The 26,942-nt window shown below is 36.3% G+C and carries 23 protein-coding genes; 17 read left to right on the forward strand and 6 right to left on the reverse strand.

Annotated features, from left to right (window positions below):
• Positions 1-162: 162 nt before the first annotated feature.
• The 3 genes from AB3I20_RS10235 to AB3I20_RS10245 all read left to right on the forward strand — a co-directional run bounded on the left by AB3I20_RS10235 (position 163) and on the right by AB3I20_RS10245 (position 4,215).
• Positions 163-2,610 (forward strand): hydroxymethylglutaryl-CoA reductase, degradative, encoded by a 2,448-nt coding sequence (locus AB3I20_RS10235; protein WP_368027279.1) that lies wholly within the window; start codon positions 163-165, stop codon positions 2,608-2,610.
• Positions 2,611-2,835: 225 nt separating this feature from the next.
• Positions 2,836-3,189 (forward strand): hypothetical protein, encoded by a 354-nt coding sequence (locus tag AB3I20_RS10240; protein ID WP_218658146.1) that lies wholly within the window; start codon positions 2,836-2,838, stop codon positions 3,187-3,189.
• Positions 3,190-3,255: 66 nt separating this feature from the next.
• Positions 3,256-4,215 carry an RICIN domain-containing protein gene (locus AB3I20_RS10245; RefSeq protein WP_270608507.1) on the forward strand — a complete coding sequence of 320 codons (960 nt, stop codon included), beginning with the start codon at positions 3,256-3,258 and terminating at the stop codon, positions 4,213-4,215.
• Positions 4,216-4,300: 85 nt separating this feature from the next.
• Here AB3I20_RS10245 and AB3I20_RS10250 read toward each other — a convergent pair whose 3' ends face one another.
• From AB3I20_RS10250 to AB3I20_RS10260, 3 genes are all read right to left on the reverse strand, one after another.
• Complete coding sequence (locus AB3I20_RS10250) at positions 4,301-5,017, reverse strand: hypothetical protein (protein WP_071869050.1); 717 nt, start codon at positions 5,015-5,017, stop codon at positions 4,301-4,303.
• A gap of 252 nt (positions 5,018-5,269) precedes the next feature.
• Positions 5,270-5,515: a hypothetical protein gene (locus AB3I20_RS10255; protein ID WP_067484809.1), complete on the reverse strand. Its 246-nt coding sequence runs from the start codon at positions 5,513-5,515 to the stop codon at positions 5,270-5,272.
• A gap of 16 nt (positions 5,516-5,531) precedes the next feature.
• Positions 5,532-6,383 (reverse strand): aldo/keto reductase, encoded by an 852-nt coding sequence (locus tag AB3I20_RS10260; RefSeq protein ID WP_067484812.1) that lies wholly within the window; start codon positions 6,381-6,383, stop codon positions 5,532-5,534.
• Between the two features lie 181 nt (positions 6,384-6,564).
• Here AB3I20_RS10260 and AB3I20_RS10265 point away from each other — a divergent pair, with 181 nt between their 5' ends.
• On the forward strand, positions 6,565-7,569 hold the full coding sequence (locus AB3I20_RS10265) for a nucleoid-associated protein (RefSeq protein WP_067484815.1): 1,005 nt from the start codon (positions 6,565-6,567) through the stop codon (positions 7,567-7,569).
• 104 nt (positions 7,570-7,673) lie between these two features.
• Here AB3I20_RS10265 and AB3I20_RS10270 read toward each other — a convergent pair whose 3' ends face one another.
• Entirely contained in the window at positions 7,674-8,027 is a 354-nt protein-coding gene (locus tag AB3I20_RS10270; protein WP_067484818.1) for a YxeA family protein, read from the reverse strand.
• Positions 8,028-8,319: 292 nt separating this feature from the next.
• Between AB3I20_RS10270 and tuf the strand changes: the two genes are divergently transcribed.
• Positions 8,320-9,507 carry an elongation factor Tu gene (gene tuf / locus AB3I20_RS10275; RefSeq protein WP_067484820.1) on the forward strand — a complete coding sequence of 396 codons (1,188 nt, stop codon included), beginning with the start codon at positions 8,320-8,322 and terminating at the stop codon, positions 9,505-9,507.
• 70 nt (positions 9,508-9,577) lie between these two features.
• Here tuf and mprF read toward each other — a convergent pair whose 3' ends face one another.
• Together mprF and AB3I20_RS10285 are read right to left on the reverse strand one after the other, a co-directional pair.
• Positions 9,578-12,172 carry a bifunctional lysylphosphatidylglycerol flippase/synthetase MprF gene (gene mprF / locus AB3I20_RS10280; protein ID WP_368027304.1) on the reverse strand — a complete coding sequence of 865 codons (2,595 nt, stop codon included), beginning with the start codon at positions 12,170-12,172 and terminating at the stop codon, positions 9,578-9,580.
• Between the two features lie 12 nt (positions 12,173-12,184).
• Positions 12,185-12,901 (reverse strand): alpha/beta fold hydrolase, encoded by a 717-nt coding sequence (locus AB3I20_RS10285; protein WP_095803511.1) that lies wholly within the window; start codon positions 12,899-12,901, stop codon positions 12,185-12,187.
• Between the two features lie 211 nt (positions 12,902-13,112).
• Between AB3I20_RS10285 and AB3I20_RS10290 the strand changes: the two genes are divergently transcribed.
• From AB3I20_RS10290 to AB3I20_RS10345, 12 genes are all read left to right on the forward strand, one after another.
• Positions 13,113-13,745: a lysozyme family protein gene (locus AB3I20_RS10290; protein WP_075491228.1), complete on the forward strand. Its 633-nt coding sequence runs from the start codon at positions 13,113-13,115 to the stop codon at positions 13,743-13,745.
• A gap of 179 nt (positions 13,746-13,924) precedes the next feature.
• Positions 13,925-16,237: a cation-translocating P-type ATPase gene (locus tag AB3I20_RS10295; protein ID WP_176694874.1), complete on the forward strand. Its 2,313-nt coding sequence runs from the start codon at positions 13,925-13,927 to the stop codon at positions 16,235-16,237.
• Positions 16,238-16,418: 181 nt separating this feature from the next.
• Complete coding sequence (dnaG, locus tag AB3I20_RS10300) at positions 16,419-18,257, forward strand: DNA primase (RefSeq protein ID WP_368027280.1); 1,839 nt, start codon at positions 16,419-16,421, stop codon at positions 18,255-18,257.
• A 23-nt stretch (positions 18,258-18,280) separates the two neighbouring features.
• Complete coding sequence (gene rpoD / locus AB3I20_RS10305; protein WP_067484835.1) at positions 18,281-19,390, forward strand: RNA polymerase sigma factor RpoD; 1,110 nt, start codon at positions 18,281-18,283, stop codon at positions 19,388-19,390.
• A gap of 275 nt (positions 19,391-19,665) precedes the next feature.
• Positions 19,666-21,903: a cell division site-positioning protein MapZ family protein gene (locus tag AB3I20_RS10310; RefSeq protein WP_368027281.1), complete on the forward strand. Its 2,238-nt coding sequence runs from the start codon at positions 19,666-19,668 to the stop codon at positions 21,901-21,903.
• Positions 21,904-22,073: 170 nt separating this feature from the next.
• A complete protein-coding gene (locus AB3I20_RS10315; protein ID WP_067484841.1) occupies positions 22,074-22,937 on the forward strand; it encodes a S1 RNA-binding domain-containing protein in 864 nt (287 codons plus the stop codon).
• A 108-nt stretch (positions 22,938-23,045) separates the two neighbouring features.
• Positions 23,046-23,504 (forward strand): Fur family transcriptional regulator, encoded by a 459-nt coding sequence (locus AB3I20_RS10320; RefSeq protein WP_067484844.1) that lies wholly within the window; start codon positions 23,046-23,048, stop codon positions 23,502-23,504.
• A gap of 105 nt (positions 23,505-23,609) precedes the next feature.
• A complete protein-coding gene (xerD, locus tag AB3I20_RS10325) occupies positions 23,610-24,497 on the forward strand; it encodes a site-specific tyrosine recombinase XerD (protein ID WP_067484847.1) in 888 nt (295 codons plus the stop codon).
• An 18-nt stretch (positions 24,498-24,515) separates the two neighbouring features.
• Entirely contained in the window at positions 24,516-24,866 is a 351-nt protein-coding gene (locus tag AB3I20_RS10330) for a GNAT family N-acetyltransferase (protein ID WP_067484850.1), read from the forward strand.
• 17 nt (positions 24,867-24,883) lie between these two features.
• Positions 24,884-25,654, forward strand: a complete 771-nt coding sequence (locus AB3I20_RS10335; protein WP_280522225.1) for a segregation/condensation protein A — start codon at positions 24,884-24,886, stop codon at positions 25,652-25,654.
• A complete protein-coding gene (gene scpB, locus AB3I20_RS10340; RefSeq protein ID WP_067484853.1) occupies positions 25,638-26,213 on the forward strand; it encodes an SMC-Scp complex subunit ScpB in 576 nt (191 codons plus the stop codon). The genes AB3I20_RS10335 and scpB overlap by 17 nt, the downstream gene beginning before the upstream one ends.
• Positions 26,213-26,929 carry a pseudouridine synthase gene (locus AB3I20_RS10345; protein ID WP_067484857.1) on the forward strand — a complete coding sequence of 239 codons (717 nt, stop codon included), beginning with the start codon at positions 26,213-26,215 and terminating at the stop codon, positions 26,927-26,929. The genes scpB and AB3I20_RS10345 overlap by 1 nt, the downstream gene beginning before the upstream one ends.
• Positions 26,930-26,942: the final 13 nt, after the last annotated feature.

Raw genomic sequence — 26,942 nt, forward strand, 5'->3', positions numbered from 1 at the left:
TTAAAACTTACTTTAATAAAGTATCACAAAATGTTTAAAAGAAATATAAAAAAGATAATATTTAAGGATTGTTAAAATTTTCAAGCGGAAAAAACTGTCGATAGTAGTGAGCTATTTGTTTTTACTTGAAAGAATGTTATATTTTTGTAGGAGGTGGCTTACTTGAAAGAAGTCGTAATTATAGATGCTGCAAGAACCCCTATAGGTAAATACCGTGGGAGCTTGAGCCGTTTTTCTGCTGTCGAATTAGGAACTTTGACTACGAAAGAATTATTGAAAAAAACTGGTATCAACAAAGAACAAATTGACCAAGTCATTTTTGGAAATGTTTTGCAAGCCGGTAATGGCCAAAATGTTGCTAGACAAATTTCAATCAACAGTGGGATTCCTACAAGTGTCCCCGCGATGACAGTCAATGAAGTATGTGGTTCAGGAATGAAAGCAGTTATTTTAGCACGCCAATTGATTCAATTAGGTGAAGCACAAGTCGTTATCGCTGGTGGGACGGAAAGTATGTCCAAAGCACCTTTGCTTCAACCTTATGAATCTGAAACAAATAGTTATGGTGAACCAATTTCAAGCATGGTCAATGATGGATTAACCGATGCTTTTTCAAATACGCATATGGGATTAACAGCTGAGAATGTTGCCCAACATTATCACATTACTAGAAAAGAACAAGATGAATATGCACTTGCTTCACAACTTAAAGCAGCTAAAGCAACAGAAGCAGGCGTTTTTAAGGAAGAAATTATTCCAATTGAAGTTGAGGAAACGCACTGGTTAGCAACAGATGAATCTGTTCGCGGAAACAGTACGGTAGAAAAATTAGGAACATTGCGTACCGTATTTGCTGAGGATGGAACAGTAACGGCAGGAAATGCCTCGCCATTAAATGATGGAGCCTCTGTATTAATTTTGGCTTCAAAAGAATATGCTATCGCAAATGATCTTCCTTATTTGGCGACAATCAAAGCAGTAGCGGAAGTCGGTATCGACCCATCAATGATGGGCATTGCGCCAATTACTGCCATTAATCATTTGATGGCTAAAACGGATATTCCTTTAGAAGAAATTGGTTTATTTGAAATCAACGAGGCCTTCGCAGCTTCTTCATTTGTTGTGAATCAGGAACTTCAGTTGGAAAGTGACAAAGTCAATATTTATGGCGGTAGCATTGCTTTAGGCCATCCAATCGGTGCAAGTGGTGCTCGAATCTTGACAACTTTAGGCTATGGGCTATTAAGAGAAGAAGAACGCTATGGTGTCGCTTCATTATGCATTGGTGGTGGTCTAGGATTAGCGATGTTACTTGAAGCAAATCTAGAATGGAATGAAGAACAATTTTTACAAAAAAAAAAGTTCTATCAGTTGACGCCAGCACAACGTCGAAATCAATTAGTTGAAGAAGGTGAGCTAACAGAAAACACTGCTGACCTGCTTGCTCAACAAACATTACCCGAAGAAATAGCGAATCACTTGATTGAAAATCAAATCAGTGAAGTTGAAATTCCCTTAGGCGTTGCACAGCATTTTAAAATTAATGGGATTAAAAAATGGATTCCAATGGCTACAGAAGAACCCTCAGTGATTGCAGCAGCCAGTAATGGTGCAAAATTATGTGGAGATATCAAGGCAGAAACACCACAACGATTGATGCGTGGGCAAATTGTTTTAGCTGGTCAACAAGCGTATCAGGACATCATTCAAGCACTTGAAGAACGCAGAGAAGAATTGATTCTGTGCGCAAATGACAGCTATCCATCCATTGTTAAACGTGGTGGAGGAGTTCGTGAAATCGCAAGTCGCGAATTTCAGGGAGAAGACCAAGCTTACTTATCAATTGATTTTTTGATTGATGTGAAAGATGCGATGGGTGCCAATATTGTTAATGCTATTCTAGAAGGTGTGGCGACAAAACTTCGTGAATGGTTTCCAGAAAGAGAAATTTTGTTTAGTATTTTAAGTAATTTAGCCACTGAGTCTTTGGCAACCGCTCATTGTATTATTCCATTTGATCGGTTAGCTGCTGATCGTCAAATGGGTGAACAAATTGCTAAAAAAATCCAACAAGCTGCAGAATATGCTAAATTAGATCCTTACCGTGCAGCAACGCATAACAAAGGAATCATGAACGGAATCGATGCAGTTATTTTAGCAACAGGTAACGATACTCGCGCAACGGGCGCAGCTATCCATGCCTATGCTGCTAAAAATGGCCACTCCGAAGGCTTGACACAATGGCGTGTAACTGAGGATGGTTTGGTTGGAGAAATCACATTGCCGTTAGCTGTGGCAAGTGTTGGTGGTGCATCAAAGGTATTACCAAAAGCTGCAGCGTCTTTTGAGCTACTAAACGTCGATTCTGCAAAAGAACTTGCACAACTAATTGCAGCCGTTGGTTTGGCTCAAAATCTGGCTGCGTTACGTGCGTTAGTAACTGACGGTATCCAAAAAGGACACATGGCACTTCAAGCAAGAACATTAGCGATGACTGTTGGTGCAAAAGGAGCCGAAATCGAGCAAGTTGCGCAAGCACTAAGAAGTAAAGCAAAAATGAACCAAGAAATTGCGAAAGAAATATTACTTGATGTTCAGCAAGCAACATAAAATCAATTGAATAAACTATTTTTGATAGATAGGCAAAAACTGGGGCAAATTTATAGTCTTAGTTTTTTTGCTTTTTAATATCTTAAGATAAGATAGATTGTATTTTTTATAACATTATATTATTTTCTTTGAAACACTGTCATTACTTAAGTTATCGTTTTTTTAATTAAATGTATAAATGATAAAATAAAAAAGCAACAAAAATAAATATGAAGGAGAGAATCTATGAGAAAGAAAGTATGGCAGATGTTGTTCGTAGGAATAATTTTTTTGGGATGTATAGTACCAGCAATAACGGTAAATGCTGAGATGAGTGATTTTTATTGGGAAGGTCGAGCAAAAAATAGATACTGGATGAATGAACTTAAAGATAATACACGCCTTTCAGAGCTGTCAATTCCAGGAACACACGATTCAGCAACACATGCTATCAAACACACTGTGGGACTTGGGTATGTGAAGACACAAAGTATTGATATCACGAGACAATTGAATAATGGAATCCGCTTTTTAGATGCGCGTGTGTGTGAAACAAATGGTTCTTTTGCGATGCATCATGGTAGTTTTTATTTGAATTAAATGTTTGGCGATGTTTTGAATCAAGTAACGAGTTTTCTTACAAAAAATCCAAGTGAAGTTGTTTATATGCGTCTGAAGCAAGAAAATAGTTCAGTAAACGATCAGATATTCAATCAAGTTTTAAATGAAAAATACCTAAAAAATAGTTGTTGGAAAGATTTTTTTTATTACGGAAATAGTAATCCAACTTTGGGCGAAACGAGAGGGAAAATCGTCATTTTACGCAATTTTTTGGGAAATAGTGTTGGAATCTCCTATCCGAGTCAATTTGATATTCAAGATTATTGGGAGCCAGTGAATCCCGAAGATAAACGCTGGGCAATTGAGCAACAATTGGTAAAATCCACAAAGAGTGGAGGAACAGATAATATTAAATATATTAATTATTTAAGTGCATCAAATTTCTTTTATCAAATTAAAGGCTTTGCAGGAAAAATGAATCCATTTGTTGTAGATTATATTCGTAATAATCAAGTGAAACATGCAGGGATCGTAATAGCTGATTATCCGAGCAGTGAGTTAGTGAATAGCGTTATTGATTTAAATCAACGGCTTTTAAAAAATCCAGAGAACTATGGAGTATACGATAGCTCGATTGTAACAATCCAAACTTTACTGGATACAAATAAAATTGTCGACTGGAACCAAGCCAACGATTTGGGTATTATTTATCCAAATAAAAACGGAAGTAACCAAAAATGGCAAATGTGGTACGATTCAAATACAAAAGCCTATCGCATACATACATATGACTATGGTCACCTTGCACTAAGACAAGCAACTACCCCTTATAATACATCACGATATAATGTTGTGATTGAACGTGCGGGCGACAGTAACAGGGGATTATGGCAACTTATTCCAGCAGGAGAACATGGCAAGAACAAGGTATACTACTTAAAAAATTGTGCAAGTAATCTTTACCTAGATGTAAAAAACAGTGTTCATAATCAATCCGGTGAGTTGATTACTTACCCATATACAGGAAAAACAAATCAAAAATTTGTGATAAATGTAATCAGATAAGAAAAGATGACACCCATGTCTGTCCTTTCGTTAGATTTTTTGTCTAACGGAAGGGCCATACGCATGGATGTCATCTTTTTTATTATTAGCGATTAACAATTGGCATTGCCGCAAATTGCTCAATTAATGGTACAAGCGTTAATTTCACTTTATACTTTCTTTCAAGTGCTTTTTCAACTGTAAACTCGTTTTCAGAAGTCATTGAGATTTCAGCTAATTGGCGTGGCTCATCTGCTGTTTTTTCAAAAACGATTGCAGCATCTGCTGTTTTTTCAACATAGAATTTTGGATATTCTGCAACAGCGGCTGCAAACTGATCAAAGGTTAAGTTAGAAGTTGTTGCTGGTGCTTCCTCAGTGACAGGTTCTGCGTTGACTTCTTCAGTTGCAACTGATTTTTCTGTTTTTTCTTCTTTCACTTCAGCAACAGGAGCGACTGGAGTTGAAACAACTTCTGCAGTTGGTTCATCGTTTTTCATTCGTTGATCGTTCCAATAAGAAACAATTTCAATCAACAAGTTATCACGAAAACGTTCAAAGATATCTTGTTCACCAGAACGAATGCGTTTTAACACACTCGTAAAGTTCTCATCAATTGGTACGTTAATACGAGTTGATTCGTTTGAATTTCCAGCCAAACCAATTGTTAAAATTTGACGATTCTTTGGATCAAGCATTACTTGTAAAGGTAAGCCGTAACGACGTAAACTTTCTTCTTCTAATGAATTGAATAGTTGACTTCTAATTCCATCTAAAGAGGGACGAAATTGATTTAATAATTTTTGTTTTTGTTTTTTCTTCATATTTTTGATTTCTCTCCTTCACTCATACCTTATCGATTATAAGAAAAATTTTGCCAATTGAAAAGGATTTAAAGGAAAAAACTTGCGTAAGTACGCATAATGACCCAATAATTGTTGATTTTTATCAAAAATTTTTGTTTTTTTTAATATTAAGCGGGGAAAACGAATAAAAAAGTTCTGCTCAGAAGAATAATGAAGAAGATAAATGGCTACAAAAAAACAGCTTGGACAAAGAGATTGTCCAAGCTGTTTTTACTCTTTTGGTAGTAACGCAAAAACGGTTAGTTCCGGCGAGTAGATAATTTCATGCTCGTTCCAGTGAGTCACCATCAACGAATGATCCAAGCGCTTTTTGACTTCGTGGATTTTTTGATTATGTGACATATTTCTGGCTGGAAAGTGTTGGATTTTATCGGGTTCAATCAAAAAGATAAAATCTGGATGAAATGTCCGAAGAATTTCTTCAGGTAACGCTTCTAACCTTTGAATGGGATTCATACAATCACCTACTAAATTAAAATTCAGTTGTATCAGGATTTTTGGCTTTACCTACGACACCATCTAATGAATCGATTTGTGCCATTTCTGTTTCAGTCAATTCGAAGTCAAATAACTCTGTGTTCTCTTTGATTCTACTTGGTGTGACCGATTTAGGTAAAGGTAAAAAGCCGTGTTGTAAAGACCAGCGTAATGAGATTTGTGCAATTGTTTTTCCATGTGCTTCAGCAATTGCTTGCATTTCAGGAACATCAAAGATTTTTCCTGTTCCTAAAGGACTGTAAGCTTCAAGAATCATGTCATGTTGTCGAGCATAGTCAACTACTTCAGGTTGTAGTTCACCTGGTGCTAAGAAAATTTGATTCACCATTGGCATGATTTTTGCTGTTTTTGCTAAAGTATCTAAATGATGAGGCAAGAAATTACTTACACCAATTGCTTTGATTTTTCCTGCTTCATATAATTCTTCAAAAGCACGCCAAGTTTCAGCATTTGCTTCTTCCCAATTTTCACGGAAAGTAATTGGATTTGGCCAGTGGATAAGAAAAAGATCAAGATAGTCTGTTTGTAGTTTTTCTAAAGACTCTTCAAAAGAAGACATTACTAAATCATAGCTATGATTGGTATTCCACAATTTTGTTGTTAAGAAAATTTCTTTTCTAGGAATACCACTTTCTTTGATTGCTTGACCAACACTTTCTTCATTTTTATAGCCTTGTGCTGTATCAATATGACGGTAACCTGCCGCTAATGCTTCTTTTACAGAGGCAACTGCTACATCGCCATCAGGTGTTTGCCAAGTACCAAAACCAACAACTGGGATTTCATAACCATTTGCTAAACGATACGTGCTTGTTAAGTTTTCCATGTTCACATCTCCATTTCTTTTTTCCTTTATCTAGTTTAGCGCACTTTTTACAAAAAGTAAGGCATCATGCTTTGATTTTTATCACGAGAAAAAGGAAAAAGAAAACTTGAACAAAAATGTTTTTGACCAAGCTAGCTTTTTTTCGTTTTTTCGGTAAACTAGACAAGAAGGGAATGAGCTCATGGATATTTATTTAAAGAAGGCAATCTTGCATATTATTGATCGCGAAACAGGTTCACCTGTTTTTTCACAAAAAGAATTAGACTTAACGAAGGACTTCATTCGTGATTTTTTACAAAAAAAAATTCAAAAAATTTCTTCTGCACAAACCAAAACAGGTCACTTAGCAGAAGAAAGCCAATTTGCCAAAAGCGTCCAGCATTTTTCTGAAGATTTCATTGTAGCCAGTGAAGAAATCGTGGCGCGTTGGTATGAAATCTATCAAGAAAGTGAAGAGGCGCCAAGTGCCGATGTATTTGTTGTGTTGTATGAACTAGACACAGAACTTTATGTGGCACTATTAAAGGTGAATTATCGTGAATCGTATACCCATTTCGTTGACGCAGATGAAACTGGGATTGAAAATAAATTAATCTTGAACCGCGCAATCTTAGGTTCTAAATCTCAAAAGGCAGATGAGGCAATTGCGGTGAATCTGAAAGAGCTATCGTATGAACTCTTAGAGAAAAAATATGAGTTTTCTGGAAAAAAAGAGTGGTATTTCTCAGAAAAAGTGATTGAAAGTGTACCAGCACCTTCGTTAGAGCAAAACGTCAAAGTAATTCAAAAAGTGGCGAAACAAATAGGCAAGAAATTTGAGACTGATGAATTTGATATGGTTGCTGATCTGAAAGAAGCTGTTTACGATACCATTGAGGAAAAAGGTCGTCTGGATCATGAAATGATTGCCGAAAAAGTATTCAAGGAAAATATCTCTGCCAAGATGGCTTTTAAGGAGGAAGTACAGGAACATGGCTTTGTTCCAGAAGCAATTCCTGTGAAAGAAGTACAAGAAATCTCAGAGAAAAAATTTGGCAAGCAAAAGTTCAAATTATCTAACGGAATTGAATTGATCGTTCCAGTAGATGTCTATCGCAATCCAGATTTGATTGAATTTGTGAACAATCCAGATGGAACAATTTCTGTAATGATTAAAAACGTTGATGAAGTCTTGAATCGATTGTAATAAAAATTTGATCAATCAACGAGAAACAATAGACAAAAGGTAAACAAAAAAGCAGTTCAGATAAATTTTTCTGAACTGCTTTTTGTTTCGAGAACATGAGAGGATTATTCCATTTTTTCTAAAGCCTCTTTTGGAACATCAGTTTCTTTGACTTCTTCCCAACTCATGACGCCTTTACGTGGATTGACCTTAAGTTTTAAATAGGCATTTAATTTTAAAGGACGTTCCCGCATTTCGTTCAAAGTAACTCGTTTCTTTTCGCCATTTTTATTGTAGGCATTTTGTTTGTACGTATACGCGGTATAAGATTCTCCGTTATCAGAGAGTTCAGTATGCTTTTCCCCATTTGTAGTAATTTCAGTGTAGTAAGTTTCGCCACCATAAAAATAATCATAAGCAAACAGACTGCCACCGAGAAAGACGGCTAGTAGGGCAATTAGTCCAATTAATTTTTTCATCTATTTCACCTCTGTTCTCTATTATTCCTGAAAAGTTGTGATTCGTCTATTGAATCCGCTCAAACTAATTTTTATTTATAAAAAGGATACAAAAGGTAAGCGTAGAAGAGAGAAGTTCAGCGAAAGTGTTCTTAGTTGACTTTGACCAATTTTGACGTATAATAATCATAGTTCCAACCTTACAAAAAGTAAGGAGGACATATTCGTTTTTATTTTATAAAAAAAGGACTATAATAAAAGCGTGAGAGCTGAAAAATTCAGTGATCTATATTATTTAGGAGGTTTGTAAATTATGGCAAAAGAACATTATGACAGAAGTAAACCACACGTTAACATTGGTACCATTGGACACGTCGATCATGGTAAAACCACTTTAACTGCTGCAATCACAACAGTATTAGGGAAAAAAGGCCTAGCAAATCCTCAAGACTATGCAAGTATCGATGCGGCTCCTGAAGAACGTGAACGTGGAATTACAATCAATACAGCGCACGTAGAGTATGAAACAGAAAAACGTCACTATGCACATATTGATGCACCAGGACATGCGGATTACGTAAAAAATATGATTACCGGTGCGGCTCAAATGGATGGTGCAATCTTAGTAGTATCTGCTACTGATGGCCCAATGCCTCAAACTCGTGAACACATTTTGTTATCACGCCAAGTAGGTGTTAAATATCTAATCGTTTTCTTAAACAAAACAGATTTAGTTGATGATGAAGAATTAATTGACTTAGTTGAAATGGAAGTTCGTGAACTATTAAGTGAATATGGTTTCCCAGGTGATGATACACCTGTAATCAAAGGCTCAGCTTTGAAAGCTTTGCAAGGTGATCCAGATGCTGAAGCTGCAATCATGGAATTAATGGATACAGTTGACGAATATATTCCAACGCCAGAGCGCGACACTGAAAAACCATTATTATTACCAGTGGAAGATGTTTTCTCTATTACTGGTCGTGGTACTGTTGCATCAGGTCGTATTGACCGCGGTGCCGTTCGTGTTGGTGATGAAATTGAAATCGTTGGTATCAAACCAGAAACGCAAAAGGCAGTTGTTACGGGTGTTGAAATGTTCCGTAAAACACTTGATTACGGTGAAGCAGGAGATAACGTAGGTGTGTTACTTCGTGGGATTCAACGTGAAGATATCGAACGTGGACAAGTAATTGCTAAACCAGGTTCAATCACACCACATACAAAATTCAAAGCAGAAGTTTACGTGTTGACAAAAGAAGAAGGCGGACGCCACACACCATTCTTTAATAACTACCGCCCACAATTCTACTTCCGTACAACGGACGTAACAGGTACAATCGTATTGCCAGAAGGTACAGAAATGGTTATGCCAGGCGATAACGTAACAATCGACGTAGAATTGATTCACCCAGTCGCAATTGAAAATGGTACAACTTTCTCAATTCGTGAAGGTGGACGTACTGTTGGTTCAGGTATCGTTACTGAAATTGAAGCATAAAAACTTTGAGAAAAACAATTTGTTACAATTAAAAAGGATTCCAGAAATGATTTCTGGAATCCTTTTTTTGCTATTTTTTACACCATTTTTTAAATCCTTTTTGTAAAGGATTCATTTTTCCATTTTTTTCGACAGGAGCATTATCGATAATCAGTAATGCAATCATGACATACGCAATCCAGCTATCTCGGGAATAAAGCGTATATCGAGGTGTCCAATGTGTTGCATATTTTTCTTTGTATTCACGTAATCCGTGGAAAGAATAAAAGTGGGAGCCAAATTCATAAACCAAGTAAGCAATTCGTTCTTGAAGAAAACTTTTTCTCGACGTTCCTACATTTGAAAGGGGAGCCATTCCTAAGTTGAACCATTGAATATCTTGTTCTTTCATATGATTGAATAGGTGGATGAATAAGAAATCCATACTACCAGAAGGCGCTTTTTTTGGATCATAGCGCATCAAATCAATTGTTCCAACTTTATTATCAGTATAAGTTGGCATAATGTTAGCAAAGGCAACTATTTCTTGTTCGGAATTTCGGACAACGGCGATGGGGCCGCGTTGGAGATAATCTTCAGCAAAAAAACCTAGAGAGAATCCTTTTTCTTTACGGCTGCCAAGCCAGTTATCTGAGATTTGTTTAAATGTTTGCATTTGTTCTACTGAAAACGGTGGAGAAAGGACTTCGAATGTGAAGCCTTCACGTTCGATTCGATTAATGACTGCTCGCGTGCCCTTCATCTTTTTACCTGAAGTTGTGAATTCAGGTAACTCAACATACGCTTCTTCGCCCATTTTGATAAAATCATAGCCCACATCATGGAGAATCATTACAAGTTCTTCACTTGACTCATAAAAAACAGGTAAGTAGCCAAGACGATCTGCTTCTGTAATAAATGCTTCAATTGCTTTTGGAAAGTCTTCCTTTTTCCCAGAAGGATCACCCATAACAACACATTTATTATTATAAGAAGCAAACTGTAATAATACAGTTGGTTCACCATTTGCTTCGTAAGTAAACATTCGTTTATCTTTCAAGAAAATCAGTTGGCTATCAGAATTCCCTCCATAATTAACAAGTACAGCTTTTGCTTTTTCTTCATCAAAAGCTTCACCGACTAATTTTTTTTTCCCTTGTAAAAAGTGAACAAAGAGAATCATGATCAAGCTAACGGTAACAATGGCTAAGAAACCAGAAAGCCAAATTTTTTCAGATGGGAATAAAAAGAATGAAATAAAATGATGCTTCCGATGTGGAAAGGTTGGCAGATTATAGACGCCAATCACCAGATATAAAATAGTTAATGTGCCAATCAACAAGCCATCGACAGTTAACCATTCCCAAGAATAAACTAATTGTTCTCGGAAAAGTTCATTTTTTGAAGCGATGATGATTACTAATAATAAGGTCAAGAAAATTGATCCAGTTAAGGTAAAATCACCAAGAATAACGTAAAGTAAAGCGAGTCCTACAATGATAATGGTTGGTAAATAGGCACGAGTGACCCGCGCGGCGATTCCTCGTCCCATAATCAATAGTAAGAAACCTAAAATAATGCTTGGAAATTGAATGATAAAATGGAATTTTAGCGGGTTCAATGTATGTAACCAATGAAACTCCGAAAAAGCTTGTGGAATTGTAGCAGATAATACGAGCATGATTCCAGAAAAATAAAGTAAAACGACAACAATTTTGTGCGCGATTTCTGTTGCTAGTTGTCTAGGAATGCCAGAATATCTTTGATTGAAAGAGGCACCAATATTTTTGAAGAAAAAGACGATGCCTAATAAAAATGGAATAAAGTAATAGAAAATCCGAAAGAGCAAGATCCAGACTACTACAATTTCACGAGGAACTCCAATTGCTGATAACCCAAGAATCATCATTACATCGAAACTTCCAATCTCACCGGGAATCATTGACACAATCCCAATGACAGAAGCTGCAATAAATAAAGGAATTGTTTGCCATAAATCAATCGGAATCTCCATCAAAAAACCGACCGAAAGAAAACTTAGCAATACACCTGTCCATTCCAAAATAGAAACAAGAAGTAGTTGCCCACGTAGCTTCCAAGTCAACCCACCTAAGTAGCCTTCTTTCTTTAAGGTGGTGACTAACAAGACAACCGGGAAATATAATCCGCCGCCAATTAACCAAATCCAATATTGTTTGATAAAGGGAGTGACAGGCGTAAAAAGTACCAGCAAAAATGACAACAAACTATAGATAGAGAGTCCTGCCATCAAAAATAAGAAAATTTTTGAGAGGGCCTGCATGACTTTTTTTCCATCCTTTTTTTGTCCGTAAAGTTCTGAACGAAGACCGATACTTACAAAACCACCAAAACCAGCGACATTGTTAATCGAATTGATTAACCAACTAGTTTCGAGTAAATAACTCCAAGATAATTTTTGACCCAATAAACGATTTAAAATTATATCGTAACCAATCATTGGTGCGACACAAAGTAGCCCGATGATGAACATCAAAAATGTTTTCCAAATTGGGATGTCGGAGAAAGTTTGAGCAAGCTGATCGACAGATAAAGTTTTACCAATTGATAAGAGTTCTCCAAAAATAATAACAACAACAGAAATCAAAAAAATTGTTTTAAATAGTCCTAAATGATTTTTAAACCATTGAAGGGCTGTTTTTAACACATAAATCACCTACTATTCTTCTAAAAATTTGAGTACTTCTTGATTGAATCGTTGTGGATCCTGACGCGCTAATTGATGGCCACTTCCTTTTACTAATACAAAAGAGGCGTTAGGTAAAGTTTTCGCCAAGAAAAGGGAGTGTTGGAGCTTAATCACATCTTTTTTCCCAACTAAAATCAGTGTTGGACACGTAATATTACTTAATTGTGTTTCAGTCAAACCAACATTATGTAACAGTAAAGAAATCACTGCTAATTTTTTTCGCAACTTTGGCCAAAATAAGGAAGTAATCCAAATAATGCCATAGTGAAGATAGCTACCAATCAATGGAAGTAGACGAACACCTTGAACCAGGGTGTTTCCAGAGTTTAAAATCAAGCGATGAACATTTTTGGGATAGGAACTTGCAAAAACTAAAGCTAAATTTGCCCCATCACTAAATCCTAAAATGTCTACTTGTTGGATATTTTCCAAAGCTAAAATGGTTGCTAGATCTTCCGCCATTAAGTTGAAGCTCAAATTGGCTGATTCGTTTGTTGAGTGTCCTTGCCCACGACTATCAATTAAATAAACTGTGAAGTGTTGTTCAAAAAGCGGTACTTGTTGTGAAAAAAAGTTTCCATTACCACCATTACCGTGAAGCAAAAAAAGAGGGAATCCACTACCACTTTTTTCATAATAGATTTGACTGCCATCTGCCATTTTTGCATATTTCTTTTCTTTTTCCACATAATCACCTACTGTTTAAATTATAACGATTTTTTCTGTTTTTAGACAATTGTTTTCCTTGAAACTTACCGATCAATTTTGTAAGTTGACAAATTTTATTGGAAAATTTCATTTTTTATTAAGTAATTTACAGAAAACAAGGAAGAAATGGCGAATCTTGAAAAGAAATAGTAAGATAAAAAAAGATGTCTAAATAACTAGGTGATGTGTGATGAAGAAAAAAAGATTTTCAATACTGAAAGCTTTCTTTTTTACAGTAGTGCTCGCGCTGGTCGGAGGCGCAATCTTTTTTGCTAATCGGACGTACCAAGCTGTAAAAAAAGTAGAAGCTTATCAAACAGAAATAACAGAAGCTACGCAAAAATATCAAATGGAAAATTATGAAGCTTTAGTCAAAGCAATCATTTTAACGGAATCAAAAGGTTCTGGTAAAGATTTGATGCAGAGTTCTGAAAGTGCGCATGGGGAAGCTAACGTAATCGATAACCCACAAGAAAGTATCAATCAAGGTGTAAGCTATCTGGCAGAAATGATAACGGAAGCTAAAAAACAAGGTTGTGATTTAGCGACTGCGATTCAAGCGTATAATTTTGGAAAGGATTATATTGCGTATGTAAAAGAAAACGGTGGTGAAAACACAGTTAAGTTAGCTGAAAAATATTCTAAAACAATTTTGAGTCCACTGTTAGGAAATGAAGAGCAAACACAATATCGTTATTGGCGAGTCCAATCCGTTTTATATAATGGTGGTTACCTTTACCATAATGGTGGAAATATGTTTTATGCGGATATTGTTGCGATGAATGAAAAAATTATTCAAGCGTATGAAGAAATCTTTAATTAAGCAAAAATGAACGCACGATCTGTCTGAATTTTATTTAGACAGATTCGAGGGACAGACTTTAATTTTTTAGTTGAGAATCTGTTTGAACCCTAAAAAACAAGTTGTTTTTAAGTCTGGAAACCGCTAGACTTAAAGACGTGATTATTTTTGAAAGTTGGCGAAAAATGGAAAATAAAAAAATGATTGGTCTAACACAGGAAGAAGTTAGGCAAAAGCTGGCTTTAGGTCAGCAAAATGACTATCAAGAAGATGCTTCAAAAACAACTAGACAAATTTTCAGCGATAATATTCTGACATTATTCAATTTCCTGAACTTTGGAATTGGGGTCTGCCTGCTATTAGTTGGTGCGTATTCCAACATGGCTTATATCGCAATCATTATCATGAATATCGTTATCGGAATCTACCAAGAAATTCATGCAAGAAATCTTGTCCGCAAATTGTCGATTGTTTCTCAATCTGAAGTAACAGTTGTGCGAGATGGAAAAGAGCGAGCGATTTCGACGAAAGAACTTGTACTAGATGATTTAGTAAAAATTGGTGCGGGAGAGCAAATTCCTGCAGACCTGGAAGTGTTGAGTGGTCGAGCAGAAGCAAATGAAGCTTTGTTGACGGGCGAATCAGATTTAATTATTAAGGAAGCTGGAGCAGAATTGCTTTCTGGAAGTTTCTTAACAAGTGGTTCAGTCTTTGCAAAAGTGATTCGCGTTGGCGCAGACAACTATGCAGTTCGTTTGACGAGCGAAGCTAAGAAGCACAAGAAAATCCAGTCTGAATTAGTTGACTCAATCAGAAAAGTATCAAAATTTACCAGTTTTGTCATTATTCCATTAGGGATTATTTTATTTCTACAAGCCTTGTTCATCAGAGATGCATCAATCAAACTATCCGTTGTTGCTTCAGCCGCTGCGTTACTAGGAATGTTGCCTAAGGGATTGGTATTATTAATTAGTATTGCTTTGACAACTGGAGTTACGAAGCTAGCAAAAAAACGAATCCTTGTTCAAGACATGTATGCAATTGAAACCTTAGCCCATGTCGATACACTTTGCTTAGATAAAACGGGAACCATTACGGAAGGAAAAATGAGTATCCAACATGTAGAGGCGTTGGATGTACGTTATGAAAAGGCAATTCCAGAAATAATTGGTACTTATTTAGCAGAAAGCAATGATAATAATGTGACGATGCAAGCTTTACGTAATTATTTTGCAGTTTCCAATCGTTACCAAGTAGAAGAAGTCTTAGCGTTCTCTTCTGACCGAAAATGGGGAGCAATGGAATTTCCTGAACTAGGTGTAGTGTACGTTGGGGCACCAGAACGATTAGTTCCAGAAAATCAGTTGCCAGATCGACTAATGTCCGCACAAGCAAATGGCTATCGTGTCTTGATGCTAGGTGTTGCACCTAATCAAAAATTATCAGAGGATAAACCAACCGGTATTGATCCGATTGCTTTATTTGAAATTGACGATCCTATTCGAAAAAATGCACCAGAAACATTAGCTTACTTGCATGAAGAAGGTGTGGATCTAAAAGTTATTTCTGGGGACAACCCTTTTACCGTTTCGAATATTGCGCGACGTGCAGGTTTACCGAATTACGATGCCTATATTGATCTTTCTGATTTAATTAATGAAGAAGATGTACGACAAGCTGCGCATGACTATACAGTTTTTGGCCGAGTAAGCCCTCAACAAAAGAAAATCTTAGTCAATGAGCTAAAGGAAAGTGGTAAAACAGTTGCGATGACAGGTGATGGTGTAAATGATGTGTTAGCACTTCGTGAAGCTGATTGTAGTATTGCAATGGCAGAAGGTGATGGCGCAACTCGTCAAATCGCCAACTTAGTTTTACTGGATTCGGACTTCACGACGTTGCCAGAAGTTTTGTTTGAAGGTCGTCGAGTGGTTAACAATGTGACGAAGGTTTCAGGAATTTTCTTTATCAAAACAATTTATTCTTTCATCTTGTCTATCTTATGTGCGATTACTGCGATTGGGTTCCCATTCATTCCCATTCAAATCACATTGATTGACTTAGCAATTGAAGGATACCCATCTTTCTTCTTATCTTTTGAGCAAGATAAACGAAAAGTCAATTATCGCTACTTGCCAACAGCGCTTATCAATGCATTACCAAATGCACTTTTAGTTGTCTTAAATGTTGTGACAGTTTATCTATTGGGACAACGATTGGATTGGTCGAATGGTGAAACGACAACATTAATGTATTATTTATTGATTGGAATTAGTTGTTTAGCTGTAATCAAAGCTTGTTATCCTTTCAACCCATTACGAATTTTCTTAGCTGTTACGACGGTTGTTGGAATTTATGTGGCAGCGATGCTTTTCCATGGCATTTTAGAAGTGAATTTAGGTGTGGGAAATCAACTTGGCTTATTCGTTGGGCTCATGGCAATAAATATTGTTCTTCGTCTAGCTTATTGGCGTGCCAATATTCAAGAAAAACTGTTGAATAAGTTTGCTTAAACAATTCATTAACTTCTTAAAACGTTATACTTGAAAAAGAACAGGAATATGATACAATCAAACATGTATAATTGTGTCCTTTAAAATCGCGCTGATTTCGGTTGGTGCGATTTTTTACCGGTTATTCTCCTGATAGATTTACTCGATTTTTATGGAGTATACAAATGAGGGGGTGGAAACAATGGTTCAGCGAATTCCTCAGGAAGTGATTGAAAATATTCGGAGTCAAACGAATATCGTTGAGGTGATTGGACAATACGTTCAATTAAAGAAATCTGGAAAAAATTATCTAGGACTTTGTCCCTTTCACGAAGAGAAGACACCTTCGTTTTCTGTAGCTGAAGACAAACAGATTTTTCATTGTTTTGGTTGCGGGAAAGGTGGAAATGTCTTTACTTTTCTTCAAGAACTTGAAGGATTAACTTTTCCAGAATCAGTGGTAAAAGTTGCAGAATTTGAACAAATTCCCTTAGCAGATCAATGGAAACAACAAACGTATGCTACTGATGAAACAAATTCAGCTACAGGTAAGTTACTTACAGCACATGAAAAAGCTGTAGAGGTCTATCACCACATGTTACTACACACGAAAGCTGGACAGCCTGCACTCGATTATTTACTGAATCGTGGGTTAACAATGGAATTAATTGAAGCGTTTAAGATTGGTTTTGCACCAAATGAACGTTCATTTTTAGTTCAAGTGTTCAATAATGAATCATTATCAAGTAATGTTTTTGAGCATTCTGGATTGTTTATCAAGCATGATGATGGTCATTTTTCTGATCGCTTTTATCAGCGTATCATGTTTCCAATCAACAATCCGCAAGGTCGAACGATTGGCTTTTCTGGTCGGTGGTTAGCACCAGAAAAAGGTCAAGAAAAAGATCAACCCAAGTATTTAAATAGTCCAGAGACAGAACTATTTAATAAGCGTCAAGTTTTATTTAACTTGGATAAAGCAAGAAGCGAGATCCGAAAAACTGGTGAAATATTACTATTTGAAGGATTTATGGATGTAATTGCAGCTTGGCAAGCCGGAATCAAAAATGGTTTAGCTTCAATGGGAACCAGTTTAACTGCTCAACAAATCCAGCAAATGGAGCGCTTAACGAAAGACCTGGTGTTTTGTTATGATGGTGACCAAGCAGGATTTGAGGCTACCAATCGTGGAATCGAACTTCTACGTGAAAATAGTCGATTACAGTTATCAATTGTAGTTGTACCAGAAAAGCTAGATCCAGACGAATATTTGCGAAAATATGGTGAAGCATCCTTTCAGGAATTGATTCAACATGGTCGTGAAACAGTCTTTACATTCAAAACACGCTATCTAAAGCAAAATAAGAATTTGGATAATGAAAAAGATAAGTTAGATTATCTTCAAGAAGTGTTGATTGAATTAAGTAAAGTTGTCTCGCCAATTGAGCAAGATATGTATCTTTCACAACTGACAAGTGAATTTCAAGTTAGTCGTGAAACGATTCAAAAACAATTGCGTGAATTGAAACGAGCAAACCGCCAAGAACAGCAACGGACTGCTGAGCCGAATATACCAATGGTCAAGCAGGAGTTACCGCAACAAAAGCAACCTCTGACGCAAGTCGAAAAAGCGGAGCAAATGTTGTTGTATCGGGTGTTTAAAGAAATTTCTGTTCGGAATTTGCTGAAAGAACAAGAGTTTCAATTTATCCACGATGAGTACGCAGAAATCTATTTTTTGTTTGATGCGTATTTATCACAATATGAAGAGTTTAACCTTGCAGATTTTTTAAACTTTTTGCAAGATGAAAAAATTAGGCGTTTAGTGGTGGAGATTGCCTATTTGCGAGTCGCTGAAGAAAGCTCTACGCGAGAAATTCAAGATTTACTGGCTGTTATCAGTAAATCTGGCTTAGCTGATAAAATAATCGAAAAAAAACAATTGCAGCAAGAAGCCAGACGTACAGGTAATAAACAGTTAGAATTAGAATTGACAATCGAGATCATTAATTTAACGAGACAGTTAAAACAAGCCAAATAGCTACTTGAAGGGGGCCTTCTTTTATGGCAAATGTAACAGATAAGAAAAAGTATGAAGCAGCAGTGACAGCTTTCATCAAAGAACACAAACCTAAAAGACAAGTTGTCTATGATGATCTATCAAACCAACTTGCTACACCATTTACATTGAGTGCTGAAGAAATGGACAAACTAATTCAAAAAGTTGAGGATGCTGGAATCAGTGTTGTCGATGAAAATGGTGATCCATCAATTCACAGTTTAAAAAGTGGTGAGAAAAAAGCTGAAAAAGCAAAAACAGAAGATTTATCTGCACCAACTGGTGTAAAAATCAACGATCCAGTTCGTATGTATTTAAAAGAAATCGGCCGAGTTTCCCTTTTAACAGCTGAAGAAGAAGTAGCACTTGCCTTGAAAATCGAAGAAGGCGACCAAGAAGCAAAACAACGTTTAGCTGAAGCAAACTTGCGTTTAGTTGTAAGTATTGCAAAACGTTATGTGGGTCGTGGTATGCAGTTCTTAGATTTGATCCAAGAAGGAAATATGGGCTTAATGAAAGCCGTTGAAAAATTTGATTACCGTAAAGGATTCAAATTCTCAACTTATGCGACTTGGTGGATTCGTCAAGCAATCACACGTGCGATTGCTGACCAAGCACGTACAATTCGTATTCCAGTTCATATGGTTGAAACAATTAATAAATTGATTCGTATCCAACGTCAACTACTTCAAGACTTAGGTAGAGAACCAACACCGGAAGAAATTGGGGCAGAAATGGACCTACCTACAGAAAAAGTACGCGAAATCTTAAAAATTGCGCAAGAGCCTGTTTCATTAGAAACACCAATTGGTGAAGAAGATGATTCACATCTTGGTGATTTCATTGAAGATCAAGAAGCTACAAGCCCTGCTGAACATGCGGCTTATGAATTATTAAAAGAACAATTGGAAGATGTATTGGATACATTGACTGACCGTGAAGAAAACGTGTTGCGTTTACGCTTCGGTTTAGATGACGGTCGAACAAGAACTTTAGAAGAAGTTGGGAAAGTTTTCGGTGTAACGCGCGAACGTATTCGTCAGATCGAAGCAAAAGCACTAAGAAAATTACGCCATCCATCACGTTCAAAACAATTAAAAGATTTCTTGGAATAAAAACTAAAAAGCTGGCACAAAACGTTAATTCGTTTTGTGTCAGCTTTTTTTAGTTGTTCAAATGGATAATTTTTTTCACATAATCTTTGCTTTCTAAAACTTGTTTTTGTGTGAAAAAATTTTTTTGGTACTTAACAAAATTTTTTTAACTCTTATTTTTAACGTTCGATTTACTGATTTGTTAGAAAATCGTAAAGATAAACTATTGGCTGATAGGCTAGAATGTGATAGATTAAATGTTAGCGTTAAACTTAGTTAAAGGAGCCGATCACTAAGTGAAAAAAAAATGTCCAAAATGTGGATCAAAAAAAATTAAAGGCCAAAAAGTTTGTCCAGATTGCGGCTTTAGCCTTGAAGAAAATGATCAGCACATTCAAAATGAACGAGATGTTGTCGAAACAACAGACCAATCTCTTGAACAAATTCCTGAAGAAAATAATCAACCAGATTTTCCAGATACAGAGTTAAATGACCCAATCGAATGGTCAGAGCTAAAAGATTTGCCACTTGAATCAGTTATGGAATTGTTTGATACGTCTGAAACCCCAGAAGAAACAGCAGTAAAAGAAACTGCAGGTGAACAATTGGAAGAAAAGAAAGAGAAAGCTGTCAAACCTATGAAAAAAAATCAAGATAACCAACCAGAAAATCAAAAAGAAACCAAAGTGAAACAAGAACTTTCGATTGATGAAACGGTTGAAAAAGAAAAACAAGAACGCATTGCACAGCTAAAAGAAAATGTTGAAAAAGAAGATAACCAGTCAATTCTTGCAGCGTACATTCAGGCTCATCGTGAAGACGTGGATGAAGAACAATCAAAAGAATTAATGCAAATGATCCACGAAAAGATTGCTGCTGAACAGGCACCTGAGATTGCAGAAGATGTAGCAGATATCAAAGAAGAAAACCGTACTGACACAGAAGCTATCGTATCTGATTCTGCTAAGAGTGACGACAAAAAAGAAAAAAACATAGAACATTCAGAAGATTTGGCAACAAAAGAAAAAACTGTTGAGCAAGTTGTCGATGACCAGAAATCTAAAGTTGACGAAGCAAAAAAAACAGTAGAAAAAGCAACTGAAGAACCAACAGTTGTTTCTAAGAAACAATCAACAAAAGATGAATCCTTAAAAGTTGCTAAAAAAAATACAAGCAAAGCTGTGCCAGTTCAAGTAAAAAAAGAGAAAATGAGTTCTCAAAAAAATGCCGATGCAGTGAAACAATCAACGAAAGAAACGGTTGAGCAAACAACTGTGAAGCCTGAAAAGCTTGAAAAACCAACTGTAACATCCGCTACAGATAAAGAAGCTTTTCAAAAAGAATCAGAACCGACAATGTCAGAAACAAAACAACCAACTGAACAACCAAAAAAAGCTAAAAAAGGACCTTATCTTTTATTAGCTGCAGTTATTTTATTAGGTGTTGGTGGTTGGGCATACTATGACAATCAACAAAAAGTCGAAGCCGAGCGAATTGCTGAGGTAGCCAGACAAGAAAAGCAAGTTTCTGAAATGAAACAAGAACTAGCTAGTTTTTATGTTGATGATACAAATGAGTTCATTCGTACAGACCACTTGAATCAAGACTTGCCAAAAATCAAGCAAGAGTTAAAAGAAGTTGACTCTACAAAAGATTATCAAAAATTAAATGAAACATACAACGACATTCAAGAAAAGATAATCAGTATCAAAAAAGTAAATGATTTGTTTACTGAACCTGTGATTGAAGATGATCATTTAGTTGAACAGCCAGTACTAAAAAATACTGATAAAATCGAGGCAATTGAAACAGATGATTCAGCTTTTGGAGCACTTATTCAAAAAGCACAACAAGAGGCAAAAAAACAACTTGAACAAATTGAAACAGCTAAAGAAAAAATAAAAGTTGTGTATCAAAATGAAAAAGTTGTTGATTCAGCTACACGGGATCAATACAAAGTAGCGAAAGAAGCGGTTGATAAAATCGTAAACAAAGAACTTGCCGAGCCGTTCAAACAACAATTAACAAAAGTAGATCATCAATTAGCTGAAAAAGAAAAACAAGCAGCTGAGAAAAAGGCTGCGGAAGAAAAAGCAAAACAAGAAGCAGAGCAAAAGGCAAAAGAAGAGCAAGCCGCTGCGGCTCAAGCAGCCCAAGCAGAAAGAGCAGCTCAAGAAGCCGCGAAAGCAAGTACAGCTTCTAGTACGACTACTGTAGGTTCAGGTTCAACAGCAAATCAACCAATCATGGGAACGAATGCAAGTGATGTAGCAGATAGTTCTAATACAGCGTGGAACTGGGCATCTGGAGTGAGAGAAAGTGTCATTGCTACGTGTATTCAACGAGGCTATATTGTCGAAGGCGGCTATAAGTTAGAAAAAGCGCAAATTAAAAATGGTGAGGGCTATTATAATCTTTATGCGACTTCAACCAAATCATCTCTAATGAGTGGTATTGGGGAAAGTGCCTTACCATTTTATATCGTAACAATCAACTGTAAAACAGGTTGGTTTGGCGGGAATGGAAGTAATTAAAAAACTTACTAATCTAACAGATGACTGGCTTAGGCGAATCAGGATGAATGATTCGCCTAAGTTTTTTTATGGAGTACTGCTTCGAACGTTGTTCTTGGTGAAAGCTGTATGTTATGATAGCAGAGAAAAGTGACGGGAAATCAAAGCCTTTCAATTAAAAGGAGATCGAAATGAATAATTTATTAGCAAACATATTTACAGGAATTATTATTGATGAAAATGAAAAAAATTATTTTGTCCAAAAAAACGGACAAACTTTTGGATTAAGCAAGTCAGAAGGAGAGCATCAAATTGGTGAAGCAGTTGAAGGATTTGGTTATCAAAATCAAAAACACGAAAATCGTTTAACAACATTGATTCCTAAAAGTCGCATTGGCCATTATGCCTTTGGAACCGTAACAGCAACTAGAAGAGATCTAGGTGCTTTTGTTGATATTGGCTTACCAGATAAAGACTTTGTTGTTTCTTTAGACGAGTTACCCACGATGACAGAATTGTGGCCTAAAAAAGGGGATCGATTGATGATTGCCTTGAAGGTGGATGCAAAAGATCGCATTTGGGGTGAACTCGCAGATGAAAAAATCTTTAAGTCATTGAGTAAACATGGGAATGAAGAGTTAAAAAATAAAGATATTTCTGGAACAACGTACCGTTTGAAATTAGCAGGAACGTATGTCTTAACCGATGATTTTTATGTGGCGTTTATTCATCCTTCCGAACGTTATCAAGAGCCACGATTAGGCGAACACGTGAGCGGTCGTGTTGTAGGCGTTCGACCAGACGGTGTTTTGAATATTTCGTTGAAACCACGTGCGCATGAAGCCATCAGTGATGATGCACAAATGATTTTGACAATTTTAGAGCGCTCAGCAGAAAAACAATTACCATTTACCGACAAATCAGATCCGGAAGATATCATGAAAACTTTTGGAATCAGCAAAGGCGCCTTCAAACGTGCAATGGGTAATCTGATGAAGCAAGGATTAATCAAACAAGAAGATGGCGTCACAAAATTAATTGAAAAATCTAATTGAGAATATCTTGCATGTTTTTCTTAACTAGCTTATAATTATTATAATTTAACGGAGTATTATCATTTGTTTATTTGTAATTATTATAAATTGTTGGAGTTGAATTAATGGATGAATGCTATATTGGCAATGAAAAAAACGAAACAACAATTACATGAATCGGGTTTTAAGTTAACTCCGCAGCGAGAGGCGACACTGCTCGTACTTTTAGAAAATGAAAAAGAGCATCTGTCTGCTGAAGAGATTTTCTTTTTGGTTAAGAAAAAAAGTCCAGAAATTGGTCTTGCAACGGTTTACCGAACATTAGAAATTCTAACTGATTTAAAAATTGTCGATAAAGTGAGCTTCAATGACGGATTAGCACGCTACGATTTACGAAAAGAGGGTGCGAAACATTTTCATCACCACTTGTTATGTCTTAATTGTGGTGCTATCGAGGAAGTTGAAGAAGATCTTTTAGGAGAAGTCGAACAAGTTGTTGAAAAAAGATATCATTTTTTAGTGAAAGATCATCGTTTGACCTTTCATGGAATTTGTCACGACTGTCAAGAAAACGAAAAGAAAAAGTAGCCCGTCTGTTAAAAGACGGCTTTTTCTTTGTGCAGATAACGTAAATGGACTATCGAAATAAGGGTGTATCTGATATGATAGAGAAAGCATGAGGTGGGTTATAGTATGAAAGAAGAACTAAGTGAGTACCTTCATTATTTGAATATTGAACGTGGACTCTCGGCCAATACGCGTAAAAGTTATGAACGTGATTTGGAACAATATTTGCATTTTATGGAAGAAAAGAAGATTACCTCTTGGCAAATGGTCGATCGTTATCTAGTTATTCAGTATTTAGAAAAACTACATGAAGAACAAAAGGCGACTGCGACGATTACTCGAATGATTTCTAGCTTAAGAAGATTTCATCAGTTTTTGCGACAAGAACGCTATACAGACCATGATCCTATGCAGCATATTGATACACCAAAGAAGGCGCAAAAATTACCAAGTACATTGACACTTAAAGAAGTCGAAACATTGATTGAAACACCAGATACATCCAAAACATTAGGGATTCGCGACCGAGCAATTTTGGAAGTCATGTATGCAACTGGCATGCGGGTCAGTGAATTAATCAGTCTAAAATTAGGTGATCTTCATCTTTCCCTCGGCTTATTACAAACAATTGGTAAGGGAGATAAAGAACGAATCATTCCTTTAGGAGACTATGCAATTCAATGGTTAGAACGTTATTTGGATGAAGCGCGCCCTCTGTTAGTAAAGGATACTTCCGAACTACATGTATTTGTAAACAATCATGGAAAAGGACTCTCTCGACAAGGAATCTGGAAAAATTTAAAACAATTAGTACAACAAGCAGGTATTCGTAAAGATGTCACACCACATACTTTACGTCACAGTTTTGCTACACATTTATTGGAAAACGGAGCAGACTTACGGACGGTACAAGAACTATTGGGACATGCAGACATCTCAACAACACAAATCTATACACATATCACTAAGAAAAGAATGACAGATGTTTACAAGCAGCATTTTCCAAGGGCTTAATCAGAGGAAGGTGAAACAATGTTAACACATTACCGAAAAGAGAACCGAAAAATTGCAATGGGCTTATTAAGCTTTCATAAAAAATTGACGGATCAAACCGATTTGTTAAAAGAAATCGATGTTTATGAGGCAGAAAATGATTATGAACTGTTTTTCTTCACACCAGAAGACTCGACAAATATTCAAGGAATTATCGGTATTGAATGGATCGACAAGAATCAATTAGTCATTCATGATATTTCGTTGAACCCTTCTTATCGAGGAGAAAACATGGGATTCTTGATGCTAAATGAGCTTCAAGAAAAATATCCAGAAGTGACTTTTTTAGCAACTGAGGTTACGAAACCTTACTTGTCTAAATGGCAATGAAGCATAATGAAGAAAGAGTGAATCATTTGACTGAAATCAATATTAAACTAGATATTTTTGAAGGACCACTGGATTTATTGCTTCATTTGATTCAGCAAATGGAAATTGATATTTATGACATTCCAATTGCGACAATTACTGAGCAATACATGAACTATATTCATACGATGAAAACAATGGAGCTAGCGCTAGCGGGAGAATACCTGGTGATGGCAGCTACATTGATGGCAATCAAAAGTAAAACATTATTGCCTGTTCAGGAACTCGCCATTGAAGATGATTTAACGTGGGAAGAAGATCCACGAGACGAATTGGTTACGCAACTTTTAGAATATCGAAAGTACAAGTATGCAGCAGAAAAACTAGTTGAAAAAGCTGAGGAACGTAGTTTATATTACTCAAAAGAGCCAACGATGGTAGAAGACTTAGCAGAAAAAGAATTGCCTCTCAAACGTGGACAAGTAAAAAAAGTCGATTTATTTCGGGCGATGCAAGCCATTTTGGAGCGCAAACAATTTTCACAAAAAGTGGAAAAGACGATTGCCCCAGACGACACGACAATCGAAGAACGTATGAGTTTTATTAAGGAAAAGCTAGTGAACAGTCAAGCGGGCTGTACATTTGAATCATTTTTTGAAGCACCAACAAAAGCAGAAGTCGTGACGACCTTCATAGCGTTACTTGAACTGATGAAAAATGGACAGATTTTTGCTGAGCAGGCTGAAAATTATGATTCAATCATGCTTTATCCAGTAGTAGGAGATACAACGAATGACAAAATTAAGTGAACTAGAAGCTATCCTTTTTGTGGCCGGCGAAGCAGGAATCGGTAGTGAAGAACTAAGCTATTTATTGAATGTTGATAAACAAGAATTAGCTGAATTGATTTTAGCCTTAGAAAAAAAATACCAAGCAACTCTTGATTCAGCGTTACACATTTTTGAAACAGAAGACCATTTCGTCTTAACAACTAAGAAAGAATTAGCGCCACTCTTAAAAAAATATGCGCAAGGATCATCAAATACGTTATCACAAGCAGCAGTTGAAACGTTAGCAATCATTGCTTACAAACAACCAATTACACGTACAGAAATCGAACAAATCAGAGGTGTCCAAGCTTCTGGTCCCGTTCAGCGATTGGTTGCTCATAAGCTAATTGAAGAAAAAGGGCGGGTGGAAGGTCCTGGTCGTCCCATTTTGTATGGAACAACTGGCTATTTCCTTGATTATTTTGGATTAAAAGATTTAACTGAGTTGCCAGATACACAAGAATTAGAAAACGCGTTAAAAGATGATGAATCATTGGATTTATTTTTTGATGGAGTGAGCGAAGGAGAAAAAATGTAATGGAAAGATTGCAAAAAGTAATCGCGCATGCGGGAATTACTTCTCGAAGAAAAGCAGAAGAATTTATTTTAGCTGGTCGGGTAAAAGTCAACGGCACAGTTGTGCGAGAATTAGGTGTAAAAGTTGGAAAACACGATGTTGTTGAAGTAGACGAAGTGCCAATTTATCAAGAAGAATATGGTTACTATTTACTTTATAAGCCAAAAGGGGTCATTTCTGCAGTATCAGATGATAAAAACCGAAAAGTGGTTACTGACTTGTTGCCGATGGTAAAAGAACGAATTTATCCTGTAGGACGCCTTGATTATGATACATCTGGTATTTTACTATTAACAAATGATGGTGAATTTGCGCAACGTTTGACGCATCCAAAGCATGAGGTAGATAAAGTCTATGTTGCAAAAGTAAAAGGAATCGCTACAAAATCGGTGCTATCTCCTTTAACGAAAGGAATTAAACTAGAAGGACGAAGAACGGCACCTGCTAAAGTTCAAATCTTGTCAGTTGATCCTAAAACGAATCACAGTATTGTTGAGTTAACAATTCATGAAGGACGTAATCACCAAGTGAAAAACATGCTACAGGCAGTTGGCTTACCCGTACAAAAACTGAAACGAGAAAAATATGGTGATCTGACTCTTCAAGGGCTACGTCCAGGAGAGTATCGTGAATTAAACAAAAAAGAAATCAGTACATTATTAAATCATTCAAAATGACAGCTTACTTTTT

Source organism: Enterococcus sp. C50, assembly GCF_040887505.1.
Lineage (GTDB): Bacteria > Bacillota > Bacilli > Lactobacillales > Enterococcaceae > Enterococcus_B > Enterococcus_B thailandicus.

Coding starts and splice junctions, on each gene's coding strand:
- AB3I20_RS10240 (WP_218658146.1), top strand. CDS start 2,836: ATGAGAAAGAAAGTATGGCAGATGTTGTTCGTAGGAATAATTTTTTTG.
- AB3I20_RS10245 (WP_270608507.1), top strand. CDS start 3,256: ATGCGTCTGAAGCAAGAAAATAGTTCAGTAAACGATCAGATATTCAAT.
- AB3I20_RS10250 (WP_071869050.1), bottom strand. CDS start 5,017: ATGAAGAAAAAACAAAAACAAAAATTATTAAATCAATTTCGTCCCTCT.
- AB3I20_RS10255 (WP_067484809.1), bottom strand. CDS start 5,515: ATGAATCCCATTCAAAGGTTAGAAGCGTTACCTGAAGAAATTCTTCGG.
- AB3I20_RS10260 (WP_067484812.1), bottom strand. CDS start 6,383: ATGGAAAACTTAACAAGCACGTATCGTTTAGCAAATGGTTATGAAATC.
- AB3I20_RS10265 (WP_067484815.1), top strand. CDS start 6,565: ATGGATATTTATTTAAAGAAGGCAATCTTGCATATTATTGATCGCGAA.
- AB3I20_RS10270 (WP_067484818.1), bottom strand. CDS start 8,027: ATGAAAAAATTAATTGGACTAATTGCCCTACTAGCCGTCTTTCTCGGT.
- tuf (WP_067484820.1), top strand. CDS start 8,320: ATGGCAAAAGAACATTATGACAGAAGTAAACCACACGTTAACATTGGT.
- AB3I20_RS10290 (WP_075491228.1), top strand. CDS start 13,113: ATGAAGAAAAAAAGATTTTCAATACTGAAAGCTTTCTTTTTTACAGTA.
- AB3I20_RS10295 (WP_176694874.1), top strand. CDS start 13,925: ATGATTGGTCTAACACAGGAAGAAGTTAGGCAAAAGCTGGCTTTAGGT.
- dnaG (WP_368027280.1), top strand. CDS start 16,419: ATGGTTCAGCGAATTCCTCAGGAAGTGATTGAAAATATTCGGAGTCAA.
- rpoD (WP_067484835.1), top strand. CDS start 18,281: ATGGCAAATGTAACAGATAAGAAAAAGTATGAAGCAGCAGTGACAGCT.
- AB3I20_RS10315 (WP_067484841.1), top strand. CDS start 22,074: ATGAATAATTTATTAGCAAACATATTTACAGGAATTATTATTGATGAA.
- AB3I20_RS10320 (WP_067484844.1), top strand. CDS start 23,046: ATGAATGCTATATTGGCAATGAAAAAAACGAAACAACAATTACATGAA.
- xerD (WP_067484847.1), top strand. CDS start 23,610: ATGAAAGAAGAACTAAGTGAGTACCTTCATTATTTGAATATTGAACGT.
- AB3I20_RS10330 (WP_067484850.1), top strand. CDS start 24,516: ATGTTAACACATTACCGAAAAGAGAACCGAAAAATTGCAATGGGCTTA.
- scpB (WP_067484853.1), top strand. CDS start 25,638: ATGACAAAATTAAGTGAACTAGAAGCTATCCTTTTTGTGGCCGGCGAA.
- AB3I20_RS10345 (WP_067484857.1), top strand. CDS start 26,213: ATGGAAAGATTGCAAAAAGTAATCGCGCATGCGGGAATTACTTCTCGA.